Consider the following 17,003-nt stretch of genomic DNA (forward strand, 5'->3'; position numbering starts at 1 on the left):
CCATGGTTACGTTCTCTTCCAGGCGAAGGGCTACCGGCGGTACATCTCGGGCTCAAAGCTCATCCCGAAAACGGGGGTTTCGCTGGCCTCTCTTTCCAGCCAGCTCGCATAACCCAGCTGGTGGCTGCCGTCTAACGTGGCCCGGGGCACCTGATCGGCGGCAAGCACCAGCTGCACATCCCAGGCATACTCAAAGCCGATAAAACTTCGAACCAGCTCGCGCAGCACCGCCATATCGCTGCCCCAGGGGCTGAACAGCATGTACTGAGCCAGCGTGAGCGGGCCCATCATCAGCTTGAATTTATGCTGCCGGTCGAGGACGGTATTCCCGAGGATGGCCCCGTCGCCCAGCAGCGCGGCGTAGCGGTCGTCGCCCAAAGCGGTTTGATCTTTTCCCTCAAGGAAAATCCACTGCAGCTCAAACTCTTCCATCTGCACCGGAACCTGGAAGTAGTACTCCATGGCGCCTAGCAGGCCATCAGGGTTACGTGCTTCTCGAATCAGGTGTGCGGATGACGCCAGGCGGGCGTGAATCGGCAGCGGGGCGGGATCGAGCTCGGAGGGATCCAGCCCCACCAGGCTGCCCACGTAAAATGAAAAACGCTCGTCTTCTTTACGATCGAGCGAGGCGGTGTCCTGCGATAAGAACCAGGCCCGATAAAACTGGCTCAGCGCCCGGTGGTGGAAGATATCCACGAAATCAATCAGCGTCGGGTCGTGCTGTTCGTAGCGGGAATAAGCCAGCTCAGAGAGGTGCAGCGGCATTGCCCCCTGAGCGCCCCAGATCCCCAGCCCAAAAAGCTGCAGTTTGATTTTGTCGTCCTGCTGATGGATGGCCGCTATCTCTCGAGGGGAGAAAGCCATGCTGGAGATCTGGCCGAGCCTGAACCGCTCCTGAGAGGGGAGAGCGGCCTTACCCGGCGGCGGCAGGGACGGCGTGCGGGCGGCAATAGCCCGCATAATGCTGATAAATCCCGCATCCCAGGGGGCGCTGGGATCGAACCAGTTTTCCAGCCCTGGCGGTAATGACGAGGCCTGTGGCAACTTTGGGAGGGTCATAGCGCGCCTCGCCTGCCCGGGCGCGCTTTCCAGAGTGCGACAAGGCCTCGCTGCATCGAGTGCAGCTCAGTTTCGGTAAAAATATTGATGGCGGCATGCCGCGACAAATAGTTCTCCATAATCAGCCCAAACAGATAAGGGCTGACCCCGGAGAACCCTTCTTCGTCAACCGTCAGGCTACAGTTCACGCCGCGCCCGTAAACCAGCAAGCCCTCATCCGAGAGGCGGCGAACCACCGGGCGGGTCTGGCAGCCCACGAGACTGTTAATTTGCGCCATGGACTCCAGATCGGAGGCGGTAGTGAACAGCCGCAGCATATTACGCAGCGCCTCGCCCCCTTGAGCATGGTCCATATCCGACAGCGGCAGATAGTTGAAGCTCAGCTGACGAATCAGGCGCCAGGCCGTTTCACCGAGAGCAAACGGTGAGCGGGGCGCGCTGGGCGAACTGACAAAGCGCGCGCCGTGAATGGGAACCGAGTCCGACATTGTCAGATCGAGGCTGCCGCTGCTGGTCAGCAGGCGGGGCAAATCACGATTGGTGACCATCGCATCGACCAGCAGATAGCGAATATGCTCGCCGTAAGGTGCTTCTTGCTGATCAACCAGCGAGATAAAGATTTCAGTCCCGCTGTAGGGCGTGCGGGTATCGTATTTTCGGCTGCTGGACTCTTTGGTTCTCACCGTGCGGTTGACGGAAAAATAGCGGCCAAAGTTGCCGGTATCGCTATGGCGGGTCTGATAGAGCGGGTTAAAGGTCAGCTCTTCGCTGGTTTCGGCCTGCAGACCAAACACTTTATTGACCGAGAACACCTCATAGTCGAGAGGACGGCTGCGGTCCGGCACGATATGAAAGTTATTGAGCGCCCGGTTGACCTCAATCCTGTCCACACGTTTAGGGAAAAGGTTAATGACGGGCGTGCAGAACAGCAGAAAGCGCGATGCGTCCAGGTGGGCGACTAAATCCTGCGGTAACTTATTTAACAGGATAATTATCTCTACTTCATTGGTGTTATTATCCGCGAAGGATTCAGCCAGCTGCGTGAGTGAGAAAAAATAAAATCTTTCACGGCAGGAAATATATTCCTGAATCAGCGTATGGCCATGAAACATATTCCACTGTAGCGGCAATAAGCTCTGATCTGGCGCCATGCCTTCAAATTTCAGCGGCTGTTCATTGATGACATGATAACGGTTTTTTTCCCGTTCTCCGCTGCGTACCACCATCGCAACGTGACTGCCGTGAAGCAGTTCGAACGTATGAGAGACGATACGCTCATCGCCCTGGATATATATCGGCAGTTCATTCAGCCCCTTCAGTTCAGAAAAGACCAGCTCTCCTTGCAGCTTTAGTTTAATTCGCAAAGCACCTTTTAATTGATGATGCTTAATGCGGTAATGTTCAAGGTTAGGGATATCCGGGGGGATTGAGGTCAGGCGTACCTCGGCAATTTCCAGCGGCCAAAGCGTCACATCCTGGTTATTTCTGAACTCGCAGCGGGTCATCTCACCGGGCAAAATGCGGCTATAAAAGGCGCTTTGTTTTGGGATCCTGTAGCCCTGGGTGAGATCGCCTTCGCTGAGGTTAGGCTCCAGCTGCACCACCCCCATCGAGGGGGTTGGGGAGTTATAGTTCGGATAGACAATGTCCAGCAGGCGCTGGGTAAATTTGGGAAACTCAGCGTCCAGCTTTATCTGCGTTCTGGCGGATAAGAAGCAAAACGCCTCGATTAAACGCTCAACGTAAGGATCGGCAATCTCAATGCCGTTCATCCCCAGGCGCCCGGCAATCTTGGGATGACGTTCGGCGAACTCTTGCGCCATTTCTCTGACGAAAGTTAGCTCCCGGTTGTAGTAATCCAGAAAGTTGTGTTCCACTTGTCACCCTGTCAATTATTACAGCAAATATGTTTTTGCCATGCTGGAGATAAATATTTGAAGACAGAAAAAATCTTTTTTGTCGGAGGCGTTCTTCTGTTTATGAACCCGATTCTAAAAGTAAACGTTAAATTTTCGTATGCCTGCATCATGCGTTTTAGAGAATTTAAGAATGACTTCCGGGCGTAATTCTTAAAACCCGTGATGTTGGCCAGCAAGGGTTTTTATTTCAATTTTTGTTAATTACTATGCCCTCTAGGTAACGTTCCGTGATGCGCTTAATGCGTTGTTTCGGCTCTCTGATCCACGTGGATAAGTGGATGAATAAAACAATCGAATAATCGAATTAAAACAGGGCGAGTTTTATCGTGGCGATAACCAGAAAAAACCTATTCGGTAAGCTAAATACCATCTTGTTTAAAGGCGTAGAGAGCGCCACAACGCTGTGTAAATTACGCGGTAACCCTTATGTTGAACTGGTGCACTGGTTAAATCAGATATATCAGCAGCAGGATAGCGATATTAGGCACATCATTCGGCACTTCGAGCTTGATGCGGAAATGCTGGAGCGTGATTTTTCTCAGGCGCTGACTCGCCTGCCTGCCGGGGCCAGCGCTATCTCTGATTTCTCCTATCACATTGAGCTGGCCATTGAGCGCTCGTGGGTATTTGCCAGCCTGGAATGCCATAACACTTGCATCCGCAGCGGCCATTTGCTGATTGCCCTGCTGACGACGATGGAGCTGCGCCGCGCGCTGTTCGCTATCTCTCCGGCGTTTGAAAAAATCCCTCTCGAACATTTAAGTAAGGATCTCGGGTACATCACCCGTGAGTCGGCGGAACAAAATGATTTAGCCGGTGGCGCAGCGGTATCCGACGAGGCCGGGGTGCCTGGCGAAGCCAGCCACGCAATGGGCAGCGCTCAGGGCGGTGGGCTGGCGCAGTATTCTACCGATCTGACGGCGCTGGCGCGGGAAGGAAAAATTGATCCTGTGCTGGGGCGCGATAAAGAGATCAACACCATGGTCGATATCCTGCTGCGCCGTCGCCAGAATAACCCGCTGCTCACCGGTGAGGCCGGGGTAGGTAAAACGGCGGTTGTGGAGGGGCTTGCTCTGGCGATTGCGGCCGGGGATGTGCCGCCTTCCCTGCAAAAAGTTCGCCTGCTTACGCTGGATGTGGTTGCCCTTTCCGCAGGCGCCAGCATGAAAGGTGAGTTTGAAGCTCGCCTGAAAGCGGTGCTGGAAGAAGCGGTCAATTCGGCTGAGCCCGTCATCCTGTTTATTGACGAAGTTCATACGCTGGTGGGGGCTGGCGGTAACGCCGGAACCGGCGACGCCGCGAACCTGATGAAGCCGATGCTGGCCCGTGGTCAGTTGCGCACTATTGGCGCGACGACCTGGAGCGAATTCAAGCGTCATATTGAGAAAGATCCTGCGCTGACGCGCCGCTTCCAGGTTCTGCAGGTTGAAGAACCGTCGGAAGCGCTGGCGATTGCGATGGTGCGAGGCCTGCTGCCGGTGCTGGAGAAGCATCACGGCGTGTGGATCATGGATGAAGCTATTCGCGCCGCCGTCAGGCTCTCACATCGGTATATTCCGGCCCGCCAGCTGCCAGATAAAGCGATTAGCCTGCTGGATACCGCCTGTGCCAGGGTTGCCGTGGCACAGCACGCGCCGCCGGCCGAGCTGCAGATGCTGAAGTTCCACAGCGAGTCGGCCCAGGCCGAGCTGTCGCTGCTGGAAAAAGCCATCGGCTTTGGCAAAGAGGACGATAAGCGCAGAGAGCCTATCCAGAACGCGATTTCTGAACATGCCGAAAACGCTAAGGTTCTGGACAGCCGCTGGAGCCAGGAATGCGAGTTAGTCTCCAGCATTATCGACACGCGTGAGCAGCTTCTTGCGGCCACGGTTGAAGATACCGAAGTATCAGAAACGGAAAAGGTGGCCTATCTGCAGCAGCGTTTAGGAGAGCTTGAAACCACGCTGAGCGAAATTCGCGGCGAGCAGCCACTGGTGCAGGCCGAAGTGAATGCCGACGTGGTGGCTTCGATTGTGGCGAACTGGACGGGGATCCCGGTCGGGCAGGTGCTTAAAGATGACGTCAGCGCGGTGATGGAGCTGCCGCAGCGTTTGGCCGAGCGCGTTATCGGGCAGCAGTACGCGCTGGACTGCCTGAGCCAGAGCATTCAGACCGCTCGCGCAGGACTGGCGGATCCGAAAAAACCGTTTGGCGTCTTTATGCTGGTGGGGCCTTCCGGGGTGGGGAAAACCGAAACGGCTTTGGCCATTGCCAGCCAGCTGTATGGCGGTGAGCAAAACCTTATCACCATTAACATGAGCGAATACCAGGAAGCCCACACCGTCTCTTCCCTGAAGGGCTCACCTCCGGGCTACGTGGGCTACGGCGAGGGGGGCGTATTAACCGAGGCCGTCAGGCGTAAACCCTACAGCGTCATTCTGCTGGATGAAGTGGAAAAGGCGCACTCAGACGTGCACGAATTGTTTTTCCAGGTCTTTGATAAAGGATCGATGGAAGACGGTGAAGGGCGGCAAATCGACTTCCGTAATACCATTATATTGCTAACAAGTAATACGGGGAGCGACATTATTAGCAGCGCTTGTGCAGATCCTGAAACCCTGCCGGGCGAAGAAAGTTTGCTGAAGGTTATTCAGCCTGCTTTGCTGAAAGTCTTCCCGGCAGCATTTTTAGGTCGAGTTACCGTAATACCTTATTTACCGCTGGCAACGTCTTCACTCCAGCGCATTGTTAATATTCATCTTAATCGTATTGCCGAACGTGCTAAGGCGAATTATGACCTTGAATTAAGCTTCAGCGAAGAACTGGTGCAGCACGTTGTGGAGCAGTGCCCGGTGGCGGAAACCGGGGCAAGGATGCTAATCCGCTTTATTGAGAAAAACATTTTGCCGAAAGTTGGCGTAGCTATCTTAAATTCGACTGGCGCAGCTGCTACACAAAATAAAAATGTGGCCATGCGTGTGGCTTATTCACATGAGAAAGGCATTGAACTTATCCATCAAACGGAGGAATTGCCGACGACGTAATTTAAGAAAGTTGCACCAGGAATTATGTATCTACTGTTTATAAAGTTTTTACTTACTGAAATATAGGGAATTATATCATGCGCAATTTTAAAATGACGCTGTGCGCCATGACTTTGGCTGCGGTATCAACTTCTGCCCTGGCGGCGAATGAAACGCAGGGCACCGTCACCTTCAACGGTCAACTGATTGCCGAAACTTGCACCATCGCCAGCGATTCTGTCGATCGCCAGGTTCAGCTGCCAAAGGTGTCTATCCAGACCCTGAATGCCTCCGGCACAACCGCGGGTTCTAAAGGTTTTGATCTGAACGTTGAAAACTGCCCTACCGGCATCACTCAGGTGGCTGCGCACTTCGAAGCCGTCGGCAGCAGCGGCGTAAACAGCCAGACCGGTAACCTGACCAACAGCGCGACCACCGGTGCCGCAACCAAAGTTGAAGTTCGTCTGTACAACTCCGACGAGCAGCAGCTGAAACTGGGCGAAACCGGTGCTCCGGCCCCTGTAACTGGCGGTAAAGCGACTATGCGTTACTACGGTGGTTACTATGCGACCGATGCCACTACCGCAGGTTTGGTTCAGGCGAAAGCTAGCTACACCCTGGCATACCCATAACAGGTTTGCTTCTAAATGAAGTGCGGGGCGAGCAATCGCCCCATTCTTAAAACCTGCTTTCATTATCAGGTAGATGTTATACGCGCAGGGCCGTGCTATGAAATATCAATATGCAATATTCTCAAAACTGACAGCTTTATTTATTCTCCTGCTGGCCGTCTCCCAGTCGGCGTTTTCTGGGATGACGATATCCGGTACCCGGATTATATTTCCCGGCGGTGAAAGAGAGCAGACGGTGCGTACGACAAATAAAGGCCCGTCGCCTTTGCTGGTACAGGTTTGGGTCGATGATGGTGGTAAAAATGACGACATTAATAAGATAAAAGTTCCTTTTACCACTACGCCGCCCGTGTATCGCGTTGATCCGGGCAAAGGGCAAAGTATCCGTCTGATATACAATGGCATGAATCTGCCTCAGGATCGAGAATCTGTATTTTGGTTCAATATGTTAGAGATCCCACCAATGAAAGAGGGGGCCAAAGAAACGGACCATCTGGAGCTGGCCTTCCGCACCCGAATTAAAATATTTTACCGTCCGTCGGTCTTGAAGAGCAGCAGCTCTCAGGAGATTGGTAAATTGACCTGGGAAAATCTGGGGGCAGGAAAAGGCATAAAAGTGAACAATCCTACGCCTTACCATTTCTCTTTTGATAGCGCGTCGCTGATGTCCGGGACGGTAAAGCAGCCATTGGCAGTGGATATGATCGCGCCCTTTAGCAGCAAAGTGTTTTTACCAGAAAATAAAGGTTCTGTATCGGGGGCTATTAGCGGTGCAGTCGTTCGTGTCATTAATGATTATGGCAGCGTAATTGAATATCGCTTAATTCCCGCCTCGGGAAATACCTTAACAATAGAAAGAAAGTTGCAATAAATTTCATCGGTTTTTCAACTGAGCCAGAAATGCTTTTTATTTAAGGCCGGATAGCCACGCTTTGTGGTCAGGGAGTCAGGGACGTGAGACTAAAAGAAAGCAAGAAATATGCACGACGAGTCACGCGCGAATCGAAAGTCGCGTTTGCTGTTCGCCATATCCTTATGGCTTCTTTAGGAGCTAGCTTTTCCGTACTGGCTCAGGGAAATACCGCCAGCCTGCCGACCAGAAATGAACAGAGTTCTCGCCCGGAAAGCGTGAAATTTAACAGCGCCTTTATCCATGGGCAGAGCGTTGATGTCTCTCGGTATTTTGAAGGAAACCCTGCTCCAGCCGGAGAATACAGCGTACAGGTTGCGGTCAATGGAGAAGGGCGGGGCCAGTACAAGGTTCTGTTCAAGGACGTAAACGGCAGCGTCGGGGCTGTGCCCTGTTTTAGCCAGGAGCAGCTGGGTCGAATGGGCATTAAAGTGTCACATAACCCGCTCGACGGCGCGGCGCATACCGCCGGAGATGACGGAGACAAACAGTGCGCCACGCTTGACCGCTGGGTTGACGGAGCCAGCGCCAGCTATCAGCCCGGCGACTTCTATCTCGATTTGACGGTTCCTCAGGCCTCCACAGTTCAGTACCCAAGGGGCTATACCGACCCCAATACGTGGGATTCTGGCGTACCCATTGGATTGTTGGATTACAACTCCAACGTCTATGTGCAGCAGACTAACAATCGGTTTGACAGCAAAGACGGGCATTCCGTAAGCGGTAATCTTGGCATGCTGGCGGGACTTAACTTTTTCGACTGGCGGCTGCGTAAACGGTTCAATACCAGCTGGAGCAACGATCAATCGTCCCACAGCCAGTCCCTGTTTACGTATCTTCAGCGCGATATCCCGGTGTTAAAAAGCCAGCTCACGCTGGGCGACAGCACAACCAGCGGCGATCTGTTTGACAGCATGACGGTGAGAGGCGTCCAGCTCCAGTCCGACGATCGTATGCTGCCGGATGGGCTTCGCTATTACACCCCGCTGGTGCGTGGCTTTGCGGAGACCAACGCCAAAGTTCAGGTCAGGCAGCGAGGGCAGGTCCTGTATGAAACGACCGTGCCACCTGGCGCGTTTGAACTGAGCGATATCGGGGCTATGGGCTATGGCGGCGATCTGCAGGTTACCGTAACCGAGGCTGACGGGCGCCAGAGAACCCAGCTCGTACCGTTTTCCTCACCGCCGATGCTGCTTCACGATGGCGTATCACGCTTCGACGTCACCGTGGGCAAATTGAAGGATGACTCGCTGAAAGAAGAGCCGGGGCTGGCGCAGGGATTTTACCAGTACGGCATCGGCAACATGTACACGTTATACGGCGGCGGGCAGCTGGCCGATAACTACAGCGCGCTGGGGATTGGTCATGCCTTCAACACGCCGCTGGGCGGGGTTTCAATGGATATTACCCGCGCACGCAGTGAGCTTGGTAATGGCAGAGTCTCCACCGGGAATAGCTATAACGTTGGCTTCAGTAAATATCTGGATACGACGTCTACCGACGTTACGCTTGCGGCTTACCGCTACTCTTCGAAAGGGTTCTATAGCCTGAGGGACGCGGCGTTAGATCGCTATGGGGCCAAAAGCGATAATTTTATCGTCGATTACCGGACCAAAGAGCGCTTTACCGTGAACGTCGGGCAGCCGCTGTGGAATGGCGCCAGGCTGAATTTGTCCGGCAACTTCTATAGCTACTGGGACGACAGGTCTTCCACCAGCCAGTACATGCTGTCGTACAACAAATCCGAGCGCTATTTCTCCTGGGCGGTGTCTGCGTCCCGGGCCTATAACAGCGACGGGGAGAATATCGATAGCGTGATGCTGTCCGTCAGCGTGCCGCTGGGCCGAGCGAGCATGACCAGCAAACCGCTGTTTAACTCACTTTATTCCTCGGTCAGCCACGATAACCAGGGCGGCAGTGCGGTACAGATGAACGCCATTGGCAGCCAGGGCGAGCAAAACGAACTGAGCTACGGCGTCGGGACTTCCGTTAACAAAGCGAGAAACGCGGGGACGCGCAGCGCGTTCAACGGCAACGTGAACTACAACTCGCCGTTTGGCCAGTTCGGATCAACGGCCTCCGTCGGGAATAAATCGAACCAGCTCTCGTTCTCGGCCAACGGCAGCCTGGTGGCGCACCAGGGCGGGATCACTGCAGGGCCTCGCCTGGGCGACTATCCGTTTGCCCTCGTTGAGGCGGAAGGCGCCAAAGGCGCGAGAATGCTGAATGGCTATGGGTCGCAAATTGATGGCAATGGGTTTGCCATTGTGCCTTCGCTGACGCCTTACCGGGAAAATATTGTGGCGGTGAATACCCGCGGCCTGCCGGACACGGTAGACGTCCTGGAAAGCGAGAGCACGGTCATCCCGCGCATGGGTGCGGCGGTAAAAGTGAATGTGAAAACGCTCGTCGGTGAGCCGGTTGTATTGATTGTGAAAGATAGCAAGGGTGAGCCGCTGCCAATCGGGATGGATGTTTACGATGAGCGTGACGCCAGCCTCGGTATTATTGGTCAGGGAGGCATGGCCTTTATTCGTGGCTGGCAGGCTGAGAAAAATAATCTGTATTTAAAAAGTGCTTCCGGTCAGCGACTTTGCACTATTTATTCCGATAGCAATATTGCAAATAAAATGAAGGGCGCGCGTGGCTCTATTACTCAGGTAGAGGTCTTATGTCATTGATGAATACTCTTGCCGCCGGGCGAGGCACTTTCCGTGGCCTGTGTTATGCGGCCCTGGTGGGCGCTCAGTTTTTCGCCGCGGCGAACGCCTGCTCAACGAATTGTTCGATAGATGTTTTCTTTACCGGTAATTACACCGATGAAACCTGCAGTGTGGCGATCAATAACGCCAGCAGCAATGAAATTGTGACGCTCCCACGTGTCGCCGTAGCCTCGCTTAGCCGCGACGGCAATGAGGCCGGCAGCGTTCCGTTCGATATTACGCTCAAGGATTGCCCGGCCAGCAGAACGATAACGGTATTTTTTAATAGCACCATTTCTGCAGCTGATACCGAAACGGGAAACTTAGTGAATAGCAGCGGAACGGACTTAAGCCGCGGCGTTCAAATTAGATTGCGTAAAGAAAATAGTTCGCAGGTCATTATTGATAGTGCTGATTCAGGGCAGGATTACGTTATTTCCGCCACGGCCGAACCATTGAGCCACAGATTTACAGCGAGCTATTACGCAAAAGGGAACTCGACCGTCACCGCGGGCCAGGTTCACGCCGTGGCGGGGGTCGAGCTTGTTTATAAATAACAGGGAGGCTTGCTGATTATTTGAACGTTGACCATCCGACAAGCGACGGTTTATCCATAAACGGTTATTAAAGAGTATTGACTACTATGAGCAAAAGCAACTCGCAAAAATTCATCGCACGAAACCGTGCTCCGCGCGTACAGATTGAGTACGACGTGGAAATTTATGGCAGTGAAAAGAAGATTGAACTGCCGTTTGTTATGGGCGTTCTGGCGGACTTGTCCGGCAAGCCACTTGAGCCGCTTCCCCCGGTCGCCGACAGAAAGTTCCTCAGCATCGACATCGATAACTTTGACGAGCGTATGAAGGCTATGCGCCCTCGCGTGGCGTTTGCAGTCCCGAATACCCTGACGGGCGAAGGGCAGCTGATGGTTGATATGACCTTTGACAGCATGGACGATTTTGCCCCCGACGCCATTGCACGCAAAGTCGATTCGTTATCCCAGCTGCTGGAAGCCAGAACCCAGCTTGCCAACCTGCAAACCTATATGGACGGTAAAGCCGGGGCGGAAAGCCTGGTGATGAAAGTGTTGAACGATAAGTCGCTGCTGAACACGCTGGCTTCGTCGCCAAAGCCAAAACAGGCTGATGAAGCCGCGTCCCAAAAGTGATGAAGAGAGATAATAATGGCTACTCAAGCAGAAACAAATAAACAGGCAGCCCCGCAGGCCGCCACCCAAAGCGACTTTAACGCTTTGCTGACCCGTGAATTTAAGCCAAAGTCCGATCAGGCGAAAACCGCGGTCGAAATTGCCGTAAAAACCCTGGCAGAGCAGGCGCTAAGCACCTCGATCACCATGGCCGATGACGCCTATAAAAACATTGCCGCGATCATCGCCGAGATCGACATGAAACTCTCCGAGCAGATCAACCTGATCCTGCATCACGAAGAGTTTCAGCGCCTCGAAAGCGCATGGCGCGGTTTGCATTATCTCGTCTACAACACGGAGACGGATGAAAAGCTGAAGCTGCGCTTTATGGACATCTCTAAAAACGATCTGCGCCGCAACATGAAGCGTTACAAAGGGATTGCCTGGGATCAGAGCCCGCTGTTCAAGCAAATTTACGAAGAAGAGTATGGCCAGCTTGGCGGCGAGCCCTACGGCTGCCTGGTGGCGGATTACCATTTCGACCACAGCGCGCCGGACGTAGATCTGCTCTCGTCCATCGGTAAAGTGGCGGCTTCCGCCCATATGCCATTTATTACCGGCGCGGCGCCGTCCGTTATGCAGATGGATTCCTGGCAGGAACTGGCTAACCCGCGCGATCTGACGAAAATCTTCACCCAAAACCTGGAATATGCGGCCTGGAACTCGCTGCGCCAGTCGGAAGATTCTCGTTACATTGGCCTGGCGATGCCGCGCTTCCTGGCGCGTTTGCCTTACGGCATCAATACCAATCCGGTGGATGATTTTAACTTCGAAGAAACCACCGACGGGGCCGATCACAGCAAATATGTGTGGTCTAACGCCGCTTATGCGATGGCGGTGAACATCAACCGTTCATTCAAACATTACGGCTGGTGCACCATGATCCGCGGCGTAGAAAGCGGCGGCGTGGTGGAGGATCTTCCGTGCCACACCTTCCCGACCGATGATGGCGGCGTGGACATGAAGTGCCCAACCGAAATTGCTATCTCTGACCGTCGTGAGGCCGAGCTGGCCAAAAACGGCTTTATTCCGCTGGTGCATCGCAAAAATACTGACTATGCGGCCTTTATTGGCGCCCAGTCGCTGCAGAAACCTTCCGAATATTACGATCCGGACGCAACGGCGAACGCCAATTTGTCCGCACGTCTGCCTTACCTGTTCGCCTGCTCGCGTTTTGCGCATTACCTGAAGTGTATCGTGCGCGACAAGATCGGCTCCTTCAAAGAGCGTGAAGATATGCAGCGCTGGTTGAACAACTGGGTAATGAACTATGTGGACGGTGACCCGGCAAACTCTTCTCAGGAAACGAAAGCTCGCCGCCCTCTGGCCGCGGCCGAAGTGGTGGTTGAGGATGTTGAAGGCAACCCGGGTTATTACCAGGCGAAGTTCTTCCTCCGTCCACACTTCCAGCTGGAAGGTTTGACGGTGTCACTGCGTATGGTAGCCAAATTACCTTCGCTGAAAGACGTTGCCTGATAAGGCAATTCAAAAATGGTTGTCTGATTCAGGCAATTTAAATAAAGAATAATCACTTCATTATTCTTTAAAGGTGCGGCCGCGCCGGGGATTCTTGCGCGCCGAAAATGTTGTAGAGAATTTTCATCATAATGAAATTGCTTCTACGACTTAATTTTAACGTTGCACACTGTGTGACACTCTTAAATGAGAGCTGAAAAGGAAATATTATGGCTCAGGATATGTTTATTAAAATTGATGGCATCGAAGGCGAGTCTCTGGATGCTACCCATAAAAATGAAATTGAAGTGCTCGCATGGCGTTGGGCCAGCTCACAGCACTCAAATATGCACAGCGGCTCCGGCGGCGGTTCCGGTAAAGCTACGGTGGACGATTTCTGCTTCGAGCACTATGTCGACAAGGCCAGCACCAACCTGCTGAGCTACTGCCTGTCCGGTAAGCACATCAAAGACATTCAGTTTGTTATTCGTAAAGCCGGTGGCGATCCGCTGGAATACCTGACGCTGAAATTCACCGATGTGATTATTACTCACGTTGAAACTGCGGGCTCCAGCGAAGACGAAACGCGTCCACGTGAGAAGGTGACCTTCGCCTTCACCAAACTCACTCAGGACTACGTGATGCAGAATGCAGAAGGCGCTAAATCCGGCGTTATTTCTACCAGCTACGACGTTAAAGCTAACCTGCGCAGCTAATACTGCCGGGTTATCAAGGGTTTTGCCGCTTCGGCGGCAAAACTTTCTCCAGGCGGGGGAGCGGGATATGTCGCTCCCTGCGCGGGTCGCGCGTTAATTCGATACACATCGTTCAGGAAATAAAGTGCGTGGATAGGGATATGTTTTGCAAAACAGAAAGAAAGAATTGCCGGGTAGCGCTTGTGAAGTGTCTGCTGATTATTGGGCTGGGGACTTTGTTATTTTCCTGCAGCAGCAGTAACGATAAGCAGCCTGCTGGCAGTGAAATAAAAATTAATCTGATTGCAGACAAAGATATTAATCCTAACGATGGCGGCCATCCGGCACCGCTCAACATATTTATTTATAACGTCAAAGAGCGGGATGTTTTCACCAATGCCGATTTTTTTGAAATTGTAGAAGGAAATAATAAAACCCTGCAAACCGCTATATCAAAAGAGTACGAGGCCATCCTTCAGCCGGGTGAGTCGCGCAGCGTCACAATTAAGCCCGATGGTGACGGCAGAACCCTGGGGTTTATTGGTGCTTATCGTGACCTAAATAATGCTATCTGGCTGGCGACATGGACGCGACCGGAAAAGGAAACATCGTGGTGGCGGAACATGTTCAGCGACGACTCGCTGACCCTGCAGGCACATTTCCAAAAAACAGCAATTACAATTAAAAAAATGGATTAAACCATGAGAACAAATAAAGTCGTCTGGAGTGAAGGGCTGTTTTTGCGCCCGCAGCTTTTTCAACAGCAAGAACGCTACTTTGAATATTTTGCCCACAAAAGAGCGTCGACGCTCAGCCCTTTCTTTTGGGGGTTTTCGCAGTACGAAATCGATCGTGAGGCTTTGTCATACGGCAAACTGGTGCTGCGCGCCGCGCGCGGCGTCCTGCCCGACGGCACGCCGTTCGATGTCCCCGATCATGCCGATTTGCCTGAGCCGCTGACGATCCTGCCTGAACATCTGGGCAAAATGATCTATCTGGCGGTGCCGCTGCGTCTGGATAACAGCGATGAAACGATCTTCAGCCAGCATGACGCCAGCTCGCTGGCGCGTTTCCGCGCTCAGGAAGCCGAACTCTGCGATACCAACGCCATTCGCCAGGGGCCAAAACCCGTACAGATTGCCCAACTGAGGCTCAAGCTGGTCTCTGAAACTGAAATGACCGAATCCTGGATTGGTCTTCCGCTGACGCGGGTGAAAGCGATTCAGCCAGACGGGAGCGTGCTGCTTCACACGGATGACTACATCCCGCCGGTGACCGGCTATGCGGCGAATCCTTTGCTGGGTGAATGGCTGACGCACCTTAATGGTCTGGTAAAAATGCGTGCCGGCATGCTGGCTAATCGCCTCTCCTCCTCTGACGGCAAAGCCAGCGCCAGCGCCGAAATTGTTGATTACCTGCTGCTGCAGATCTTCAACAAGTACGAGCCGATTCTCGACCATTTACGCCACATACCCGAGCTACCGCCCATTGTGCTTTACGAAGAGCTGGCCAAGCTGGCAGGGGAGCTTTCGACCTTTGTTCGAACCAAAACGCGTCGGCCAAAACCTGCGCCGGGATACGATCATGCGCGGCTTTATCCTTCGATCCGTCCTCTGGTCGATGATGTACACGATTTGCTGAACCAGATTCTGGTTCGTGCGGGCCAGCTCATTGACCTGCAGGCGAAAGGCAACGGCGTGTGGGCGGCTTCCGTGCTGCCGAACGAGCTGCGTTCCTTCTCTAACCTGGTGCTGGCCGTTCACGCGCAGCTGCCGATGGATGTGCTGCATCAGCAGTTCCAGGCCCAGGCCAAAATCAGCGCGCCACAGCAGCTGCACGAGCTGGTGCGCTCCCACCTGCCGGGGCTGGTTCTGCAGGGGCTGCCGGTACCGCCGCGGCAGATTCCCTACAGCACCGGGTACGTGTATTTCGAGTTGCTTAAAAACGGACCTTTCTGGGAAAAAATCTCGGCAACCGGCGCGCTGGCGCTGCACGTTGCCGGTGAGTTCCCTGGCCTGAAAATGGAACTTTGGGGAATCCGGACCTGATGAAAGACGAGATTAATCAGCACGCTACGCCAACGCCGGGGGGCATGCAGGATGACGATACCTCTCCTCAGGCGCTGGGCCGTTTTCTTCTTGATGAGCAGGGGGACTGGATCCAGGAGCCGGAAGCCACGCCGACGGCTCAGGGCCGCGCCGGGGAAAATAGCGAGACCAGGACAGGCGATGACCGGGCGTTAAGAAGCGAAAGCGTTCAGCAGCGCATGATCAAGGTCAGCGCCGCTGAGAATCCGCTGCTTGAAGCCGCTCAGCCGCTGCTGCGTGCGCTGAGCGATATGCCGGAGCAGATTGGCGATTTAACGCACGTTGAGATCCTGAAAAATACGCTTAAGAGCCAGATTAATCTCTTCGGCATCGTCTGCGATGAAGTGAACATCCCGTGGAAAAAAATGGCGATAGTTCGCTATTGCCTGTGCACCGCGCTGGATGAAGCGGCACACACCGCGCCGTGGGGGCTCGAGGCTGGCTGGTCTCAAAGCAACCTGCTCAACCACTTTGAAGGGGATAACGATGGCGGGAACAAGTTCTTCCTGCTCATCGGTCGCCTGTCGATGAACCCGACCGAGTTTGCTGACGTCCTTGAGGTCCTGCTGCGCATCCTTGGCCTCGGCTTCGAGGGCCGATACAGCATCATTGAGGACGGGGATCGCCAGCTCACCAAGATCCGCCAGCGCCTGTTGACCCTGGTACAAAGCACGCGCAACACCACGCCGCCTGCATTGTCACCGCACGGACTTCAGCCTCATGGCCCGGCCCGGCGGGAAAGGCTGATTGTACCTGTCCGGCTGACCGCGCTTTGCGCGGGCATTCTGGTGGCCTCGGCCTTTATCTGGTGTAAGTACTCGTTGCTGGTGAATAGTACGAGAATCATCAGCGATATCAATGCGATGAAGAATATTAAGGTCAGCGCGCCGCCGGTGAAAATGCGGCTCAGACTGAGCGTTTTGCTCCGCAATGAAATTCAACGGCAGCTGCTTAGCGTCGATGAAACGCAAAAGCAAAGCAAAGTCGTGTTGAAGGGCGATTCCCTGTTCTTATCCGGCTCAACCAAAGTCCAGCCTGAGATGATCAACGTGATTGAACGCGTGGCCCGTGAAGTCCGTCGCGTTAACGGCGATCTGGTGATTGTCGGCCACACCGACGCCACGCCGATCAGCCGGCCGGGCTTACCCAACAACGTAGTGCTTTCAGAAAAACGAGCCGCCGAAGTGGCCCGCTACTTTATTGAGGCGGGCGTGCCGGAGAGCAAAGTGAAAGTCGAAGGGCTGGGCAGCAGCCAGCCGGTGGCCTCTGATGCTACCGCTCAGGGACGGGCGAAGAATCGCCGCGTAGAGTTTTTTGTCACGTATTAACGAGAGC

At 53.9% G+C, this 17,003-nt stretch carries 13 protein-coding genes; 11 read left to right on the forward strand and 2 right to left on the reverse strand.

The features are described 5' to 3' along the window. Positions 1-30: 30 nt before the first annotated feature. Entirely contained in the window at positions 31-1,059 is a 1,029-nt protein-coding gene (tssG, locus tag WFN87_RS04225) for a type VI secretion system baseplate subunit TssG (RefSeq protein WP_008454357.1), read from the reverse strand. Next, a complete protein-coding gene (tssF, locus tag WFN87_RS04230; protein ID WP_336983041.1) occupies positions 1,056-2,936 on the reverse strand; it encodes a type VI secretion system baseplate subunit TssF in 1,881 nt (626 codons plus the stop codon). Before tssF ends, tssG begins: the two co-directional genes overlap by 4 nt. A gap of 368 nt (positions 2,937-3,304) precedes the next feature. Here tssF and tssH point away from each other — a divergent pair, with 368 nt between their 5' ends. From tssH to tssL, 11 genes are all read left to right on the forward strand, one after another. Then, entirely contained in the window at positions 3,305-6,001 is a 2,697-nt protein-coding gene (gene tssH / locus WFN87_RS04235) for a type VI secretion system ATPase TssH (protein ID WP_336983040.1), read from the forward strand. A 77-nt stretch (positions 6,002-6,078) separates the two neighbouring features. Then, a complete protein-coding gene (locus tag WFN87_RS04240; RefSeq protein WP_336983039.1) occupies positions 6,079-6,612 on the forward strand; it encodes a fimbrial protein in 534 nt (177 codons plus the stop codon). A 97-nt stretch (positions 6,613-6,709) separates the two neighbouring features. After that, positions 6,710-7,483 carry a fimbria/pilus periplasmic chaperone gene (locus WFN87_RS04245; RefSeq protein ID WP_034807630.1) on the forward strand — a complete coding sequence of 258 codons (774 nt, stop codon included), beginning with the start codon at positions 6,710-6,712 and terminating at the stop codon, positions 7,481-7,483. Positions 7,484-7,566: 83 nt separating this feature from the next. After that, positions 7,567-10,203 (forward strand): fimbria/pilus outer membrane usher protein, encoded by a 2,637-nt coding sequence (locus WFN87_RS04250; protein ID WP_008454364.1) that lies wholly within the window; start codon positions 7,567-7,569, stop codon positions 10,201-10,203. Then, on the forward strand, positions 10,194-10,781 hold the full coding sequence (locus tag WFN87_RS04255) for a fimbrial protein (RefSeq protein WP_336818478.1): 588 nt from the start codon (positions 10,194-10,196) through the stop codon (positions 10,779-10,781). The genes WFN87_RS04250 and WFN87_RS04255 overlap by 10 nt, the downstream gene beginning before the upstream one ends. A gap of 86 nt (positions 10,782-10,867) precedes the next feature. Next, positions 10,868-11,392: a type VI secretion system contractile sheath small subunit gene (gene tssB / locus WFN87_RS04260; RefSeq protein WP_008454368.1), complete on the forward strand. Its 525-nt coding sequence runs from the start codon at positions 10,868-10,870 to the stop codon at positions 11,390-11,392. A gap of 15 nt (positions 11,393-11,407) precedes the next feature. After that, complete coding sequence (gene tssC / locus WFN87_RS04265) at positions 11,408-12,907, forward strand: type VI secretion system contractile sheath large subunit (RefSeq protein WP_336983038.1); 1,500 nt, start codon at positions 11,408-11,410, stop codon at positions 12,905-12,907. Between the two features lie 209 nt (positions 12,908-13,116). Further along, positions 13,117-13,602 (forward strand): Hcp family type VI secretion system effector, encoded by a 486-nt coding sequence (locus WFN87_RS04270; protein ID WP_008454370.1) that lies wholly within the window; start codon positions 13,117-13,119, stop codon positions 13,600-13,602. Between the two features lie 140 nt (positions 13,603-13,742). Beyond that, positions 13,743-14,279 (forward strand): type VI secretion system lipoprotein TssJ, encoded by a 537-nt coding sequence (gene tssJ, locus WFN87_RS04275; protein WP_166994309.1) that lies wholly within the window; start codon positions 13,743-13,745, stop codon positions 14,277-14,279. 3 nt (positions 14,280-14,282) lie between these two features. After that, entirely contained in the window at positions 14,283-15,629 is a 1,347-nt protein-coding gene (gene tssK, locus WFN87_RS04280) for a type VI secretion system baseplate subunit TssK (RefSeq protein ID WP_166866556.1), read from the forward strand. Beyond that, the gene (tssL, locus tag WFN87_RS04285; RefSeq protein WP_336983037.1) at positions 15,629-16,996 is read left to right on the forward strand and encodes a type VI secretion system protein TssL, long form; all 1,368 of its coding nucleotides are present in this window, start codon (positions 15,629-15,631) and stop codon (positions 16,994-16,996) included. The genes tssK and tssL overlap by 1 nt, the downstream gene beginning before the upstream one ends. The last annotated feature ends 7 nt before the right edge of the window (positions 16,997-17,003 follow it).

Source organism: Cedecea sp. AS113, from assembly GCF_037152415.1.
Classification (GTDB): domain Bacteria; phylum Pseudomonadota; class Gammaproteobacteria; order Enterobacterales; family Enterobacteriaceae; genus Cedecea.

Bases quoted from the DNA above. Each gene is read 5' to 3' on its own strand.
- tssL (WP_336983037.1), top strand. From the start codon at position 15,629: ATGAAAGACGAGATTAATCAGCACGCTACGCCAACGCCGGGGGGCATG.
- WFN87_RS04270 (WP_008454370.1), top strand. From the start codon at position 13,117: ATGGCTCAGGATATGTTTATTAAAATTGATGGCATCGAAGGCGAGTCT.
- WFN87_RS04255 (WP_336818478.1), top strand. From the start codon at position 10,194: ATGTCATTGATGAATACTCTTGCCGCCGGGCGAGGCACTTTCCGTGGC.
- tssG (WP_008454357.1), bottom strand. From the start codon at position 1,059: ATGACCCTCCCAAAGTTGCCACAGGCCTCGTCATTACCGCCAGGGCTG.
- tssJ (WP_166994309.1), top strand. From the start codon at position 13,743: ATGTTTTGCAAAACAGAAAGAAAGAATTGCCGGGTAGCGCTTGTGAAG.
- WFN87_RS04240 (WP_336983039.1), top strand. From the start codon at position 6,079: ATGCGCAATTTTAAAATGACGCTGTGCGCCATGACTTTGGCTGCGGTA.
- tssB (WP_008454368.1), top strand. From the start codon at position 10,868: ATGAGCAAAAGCAACTCGCAAAAATTCATCGCACGAAACCGTGCTCCG.
- tssC (WP_336983038.1), top strand. From the start codon at position 11,408: ATGGCTACTCAAGCAGAAACAAATAAACAGGCAGCCCCGCAGGCCGCC.
- tssK (WP_166866556.1), top strand. From the start codon at position 14,283: ATGAGAACAAATAAAGTCGTCTGGAGTGAAGGGCTGTTTTTGCGCCCG.
- WFN87_RS04245 (WP_034807630.1), top strand. From the start codon at position 6,710: ATGAAATATCAATATGCAATATTCTCAAAACTGACAGCTTTATTTATT.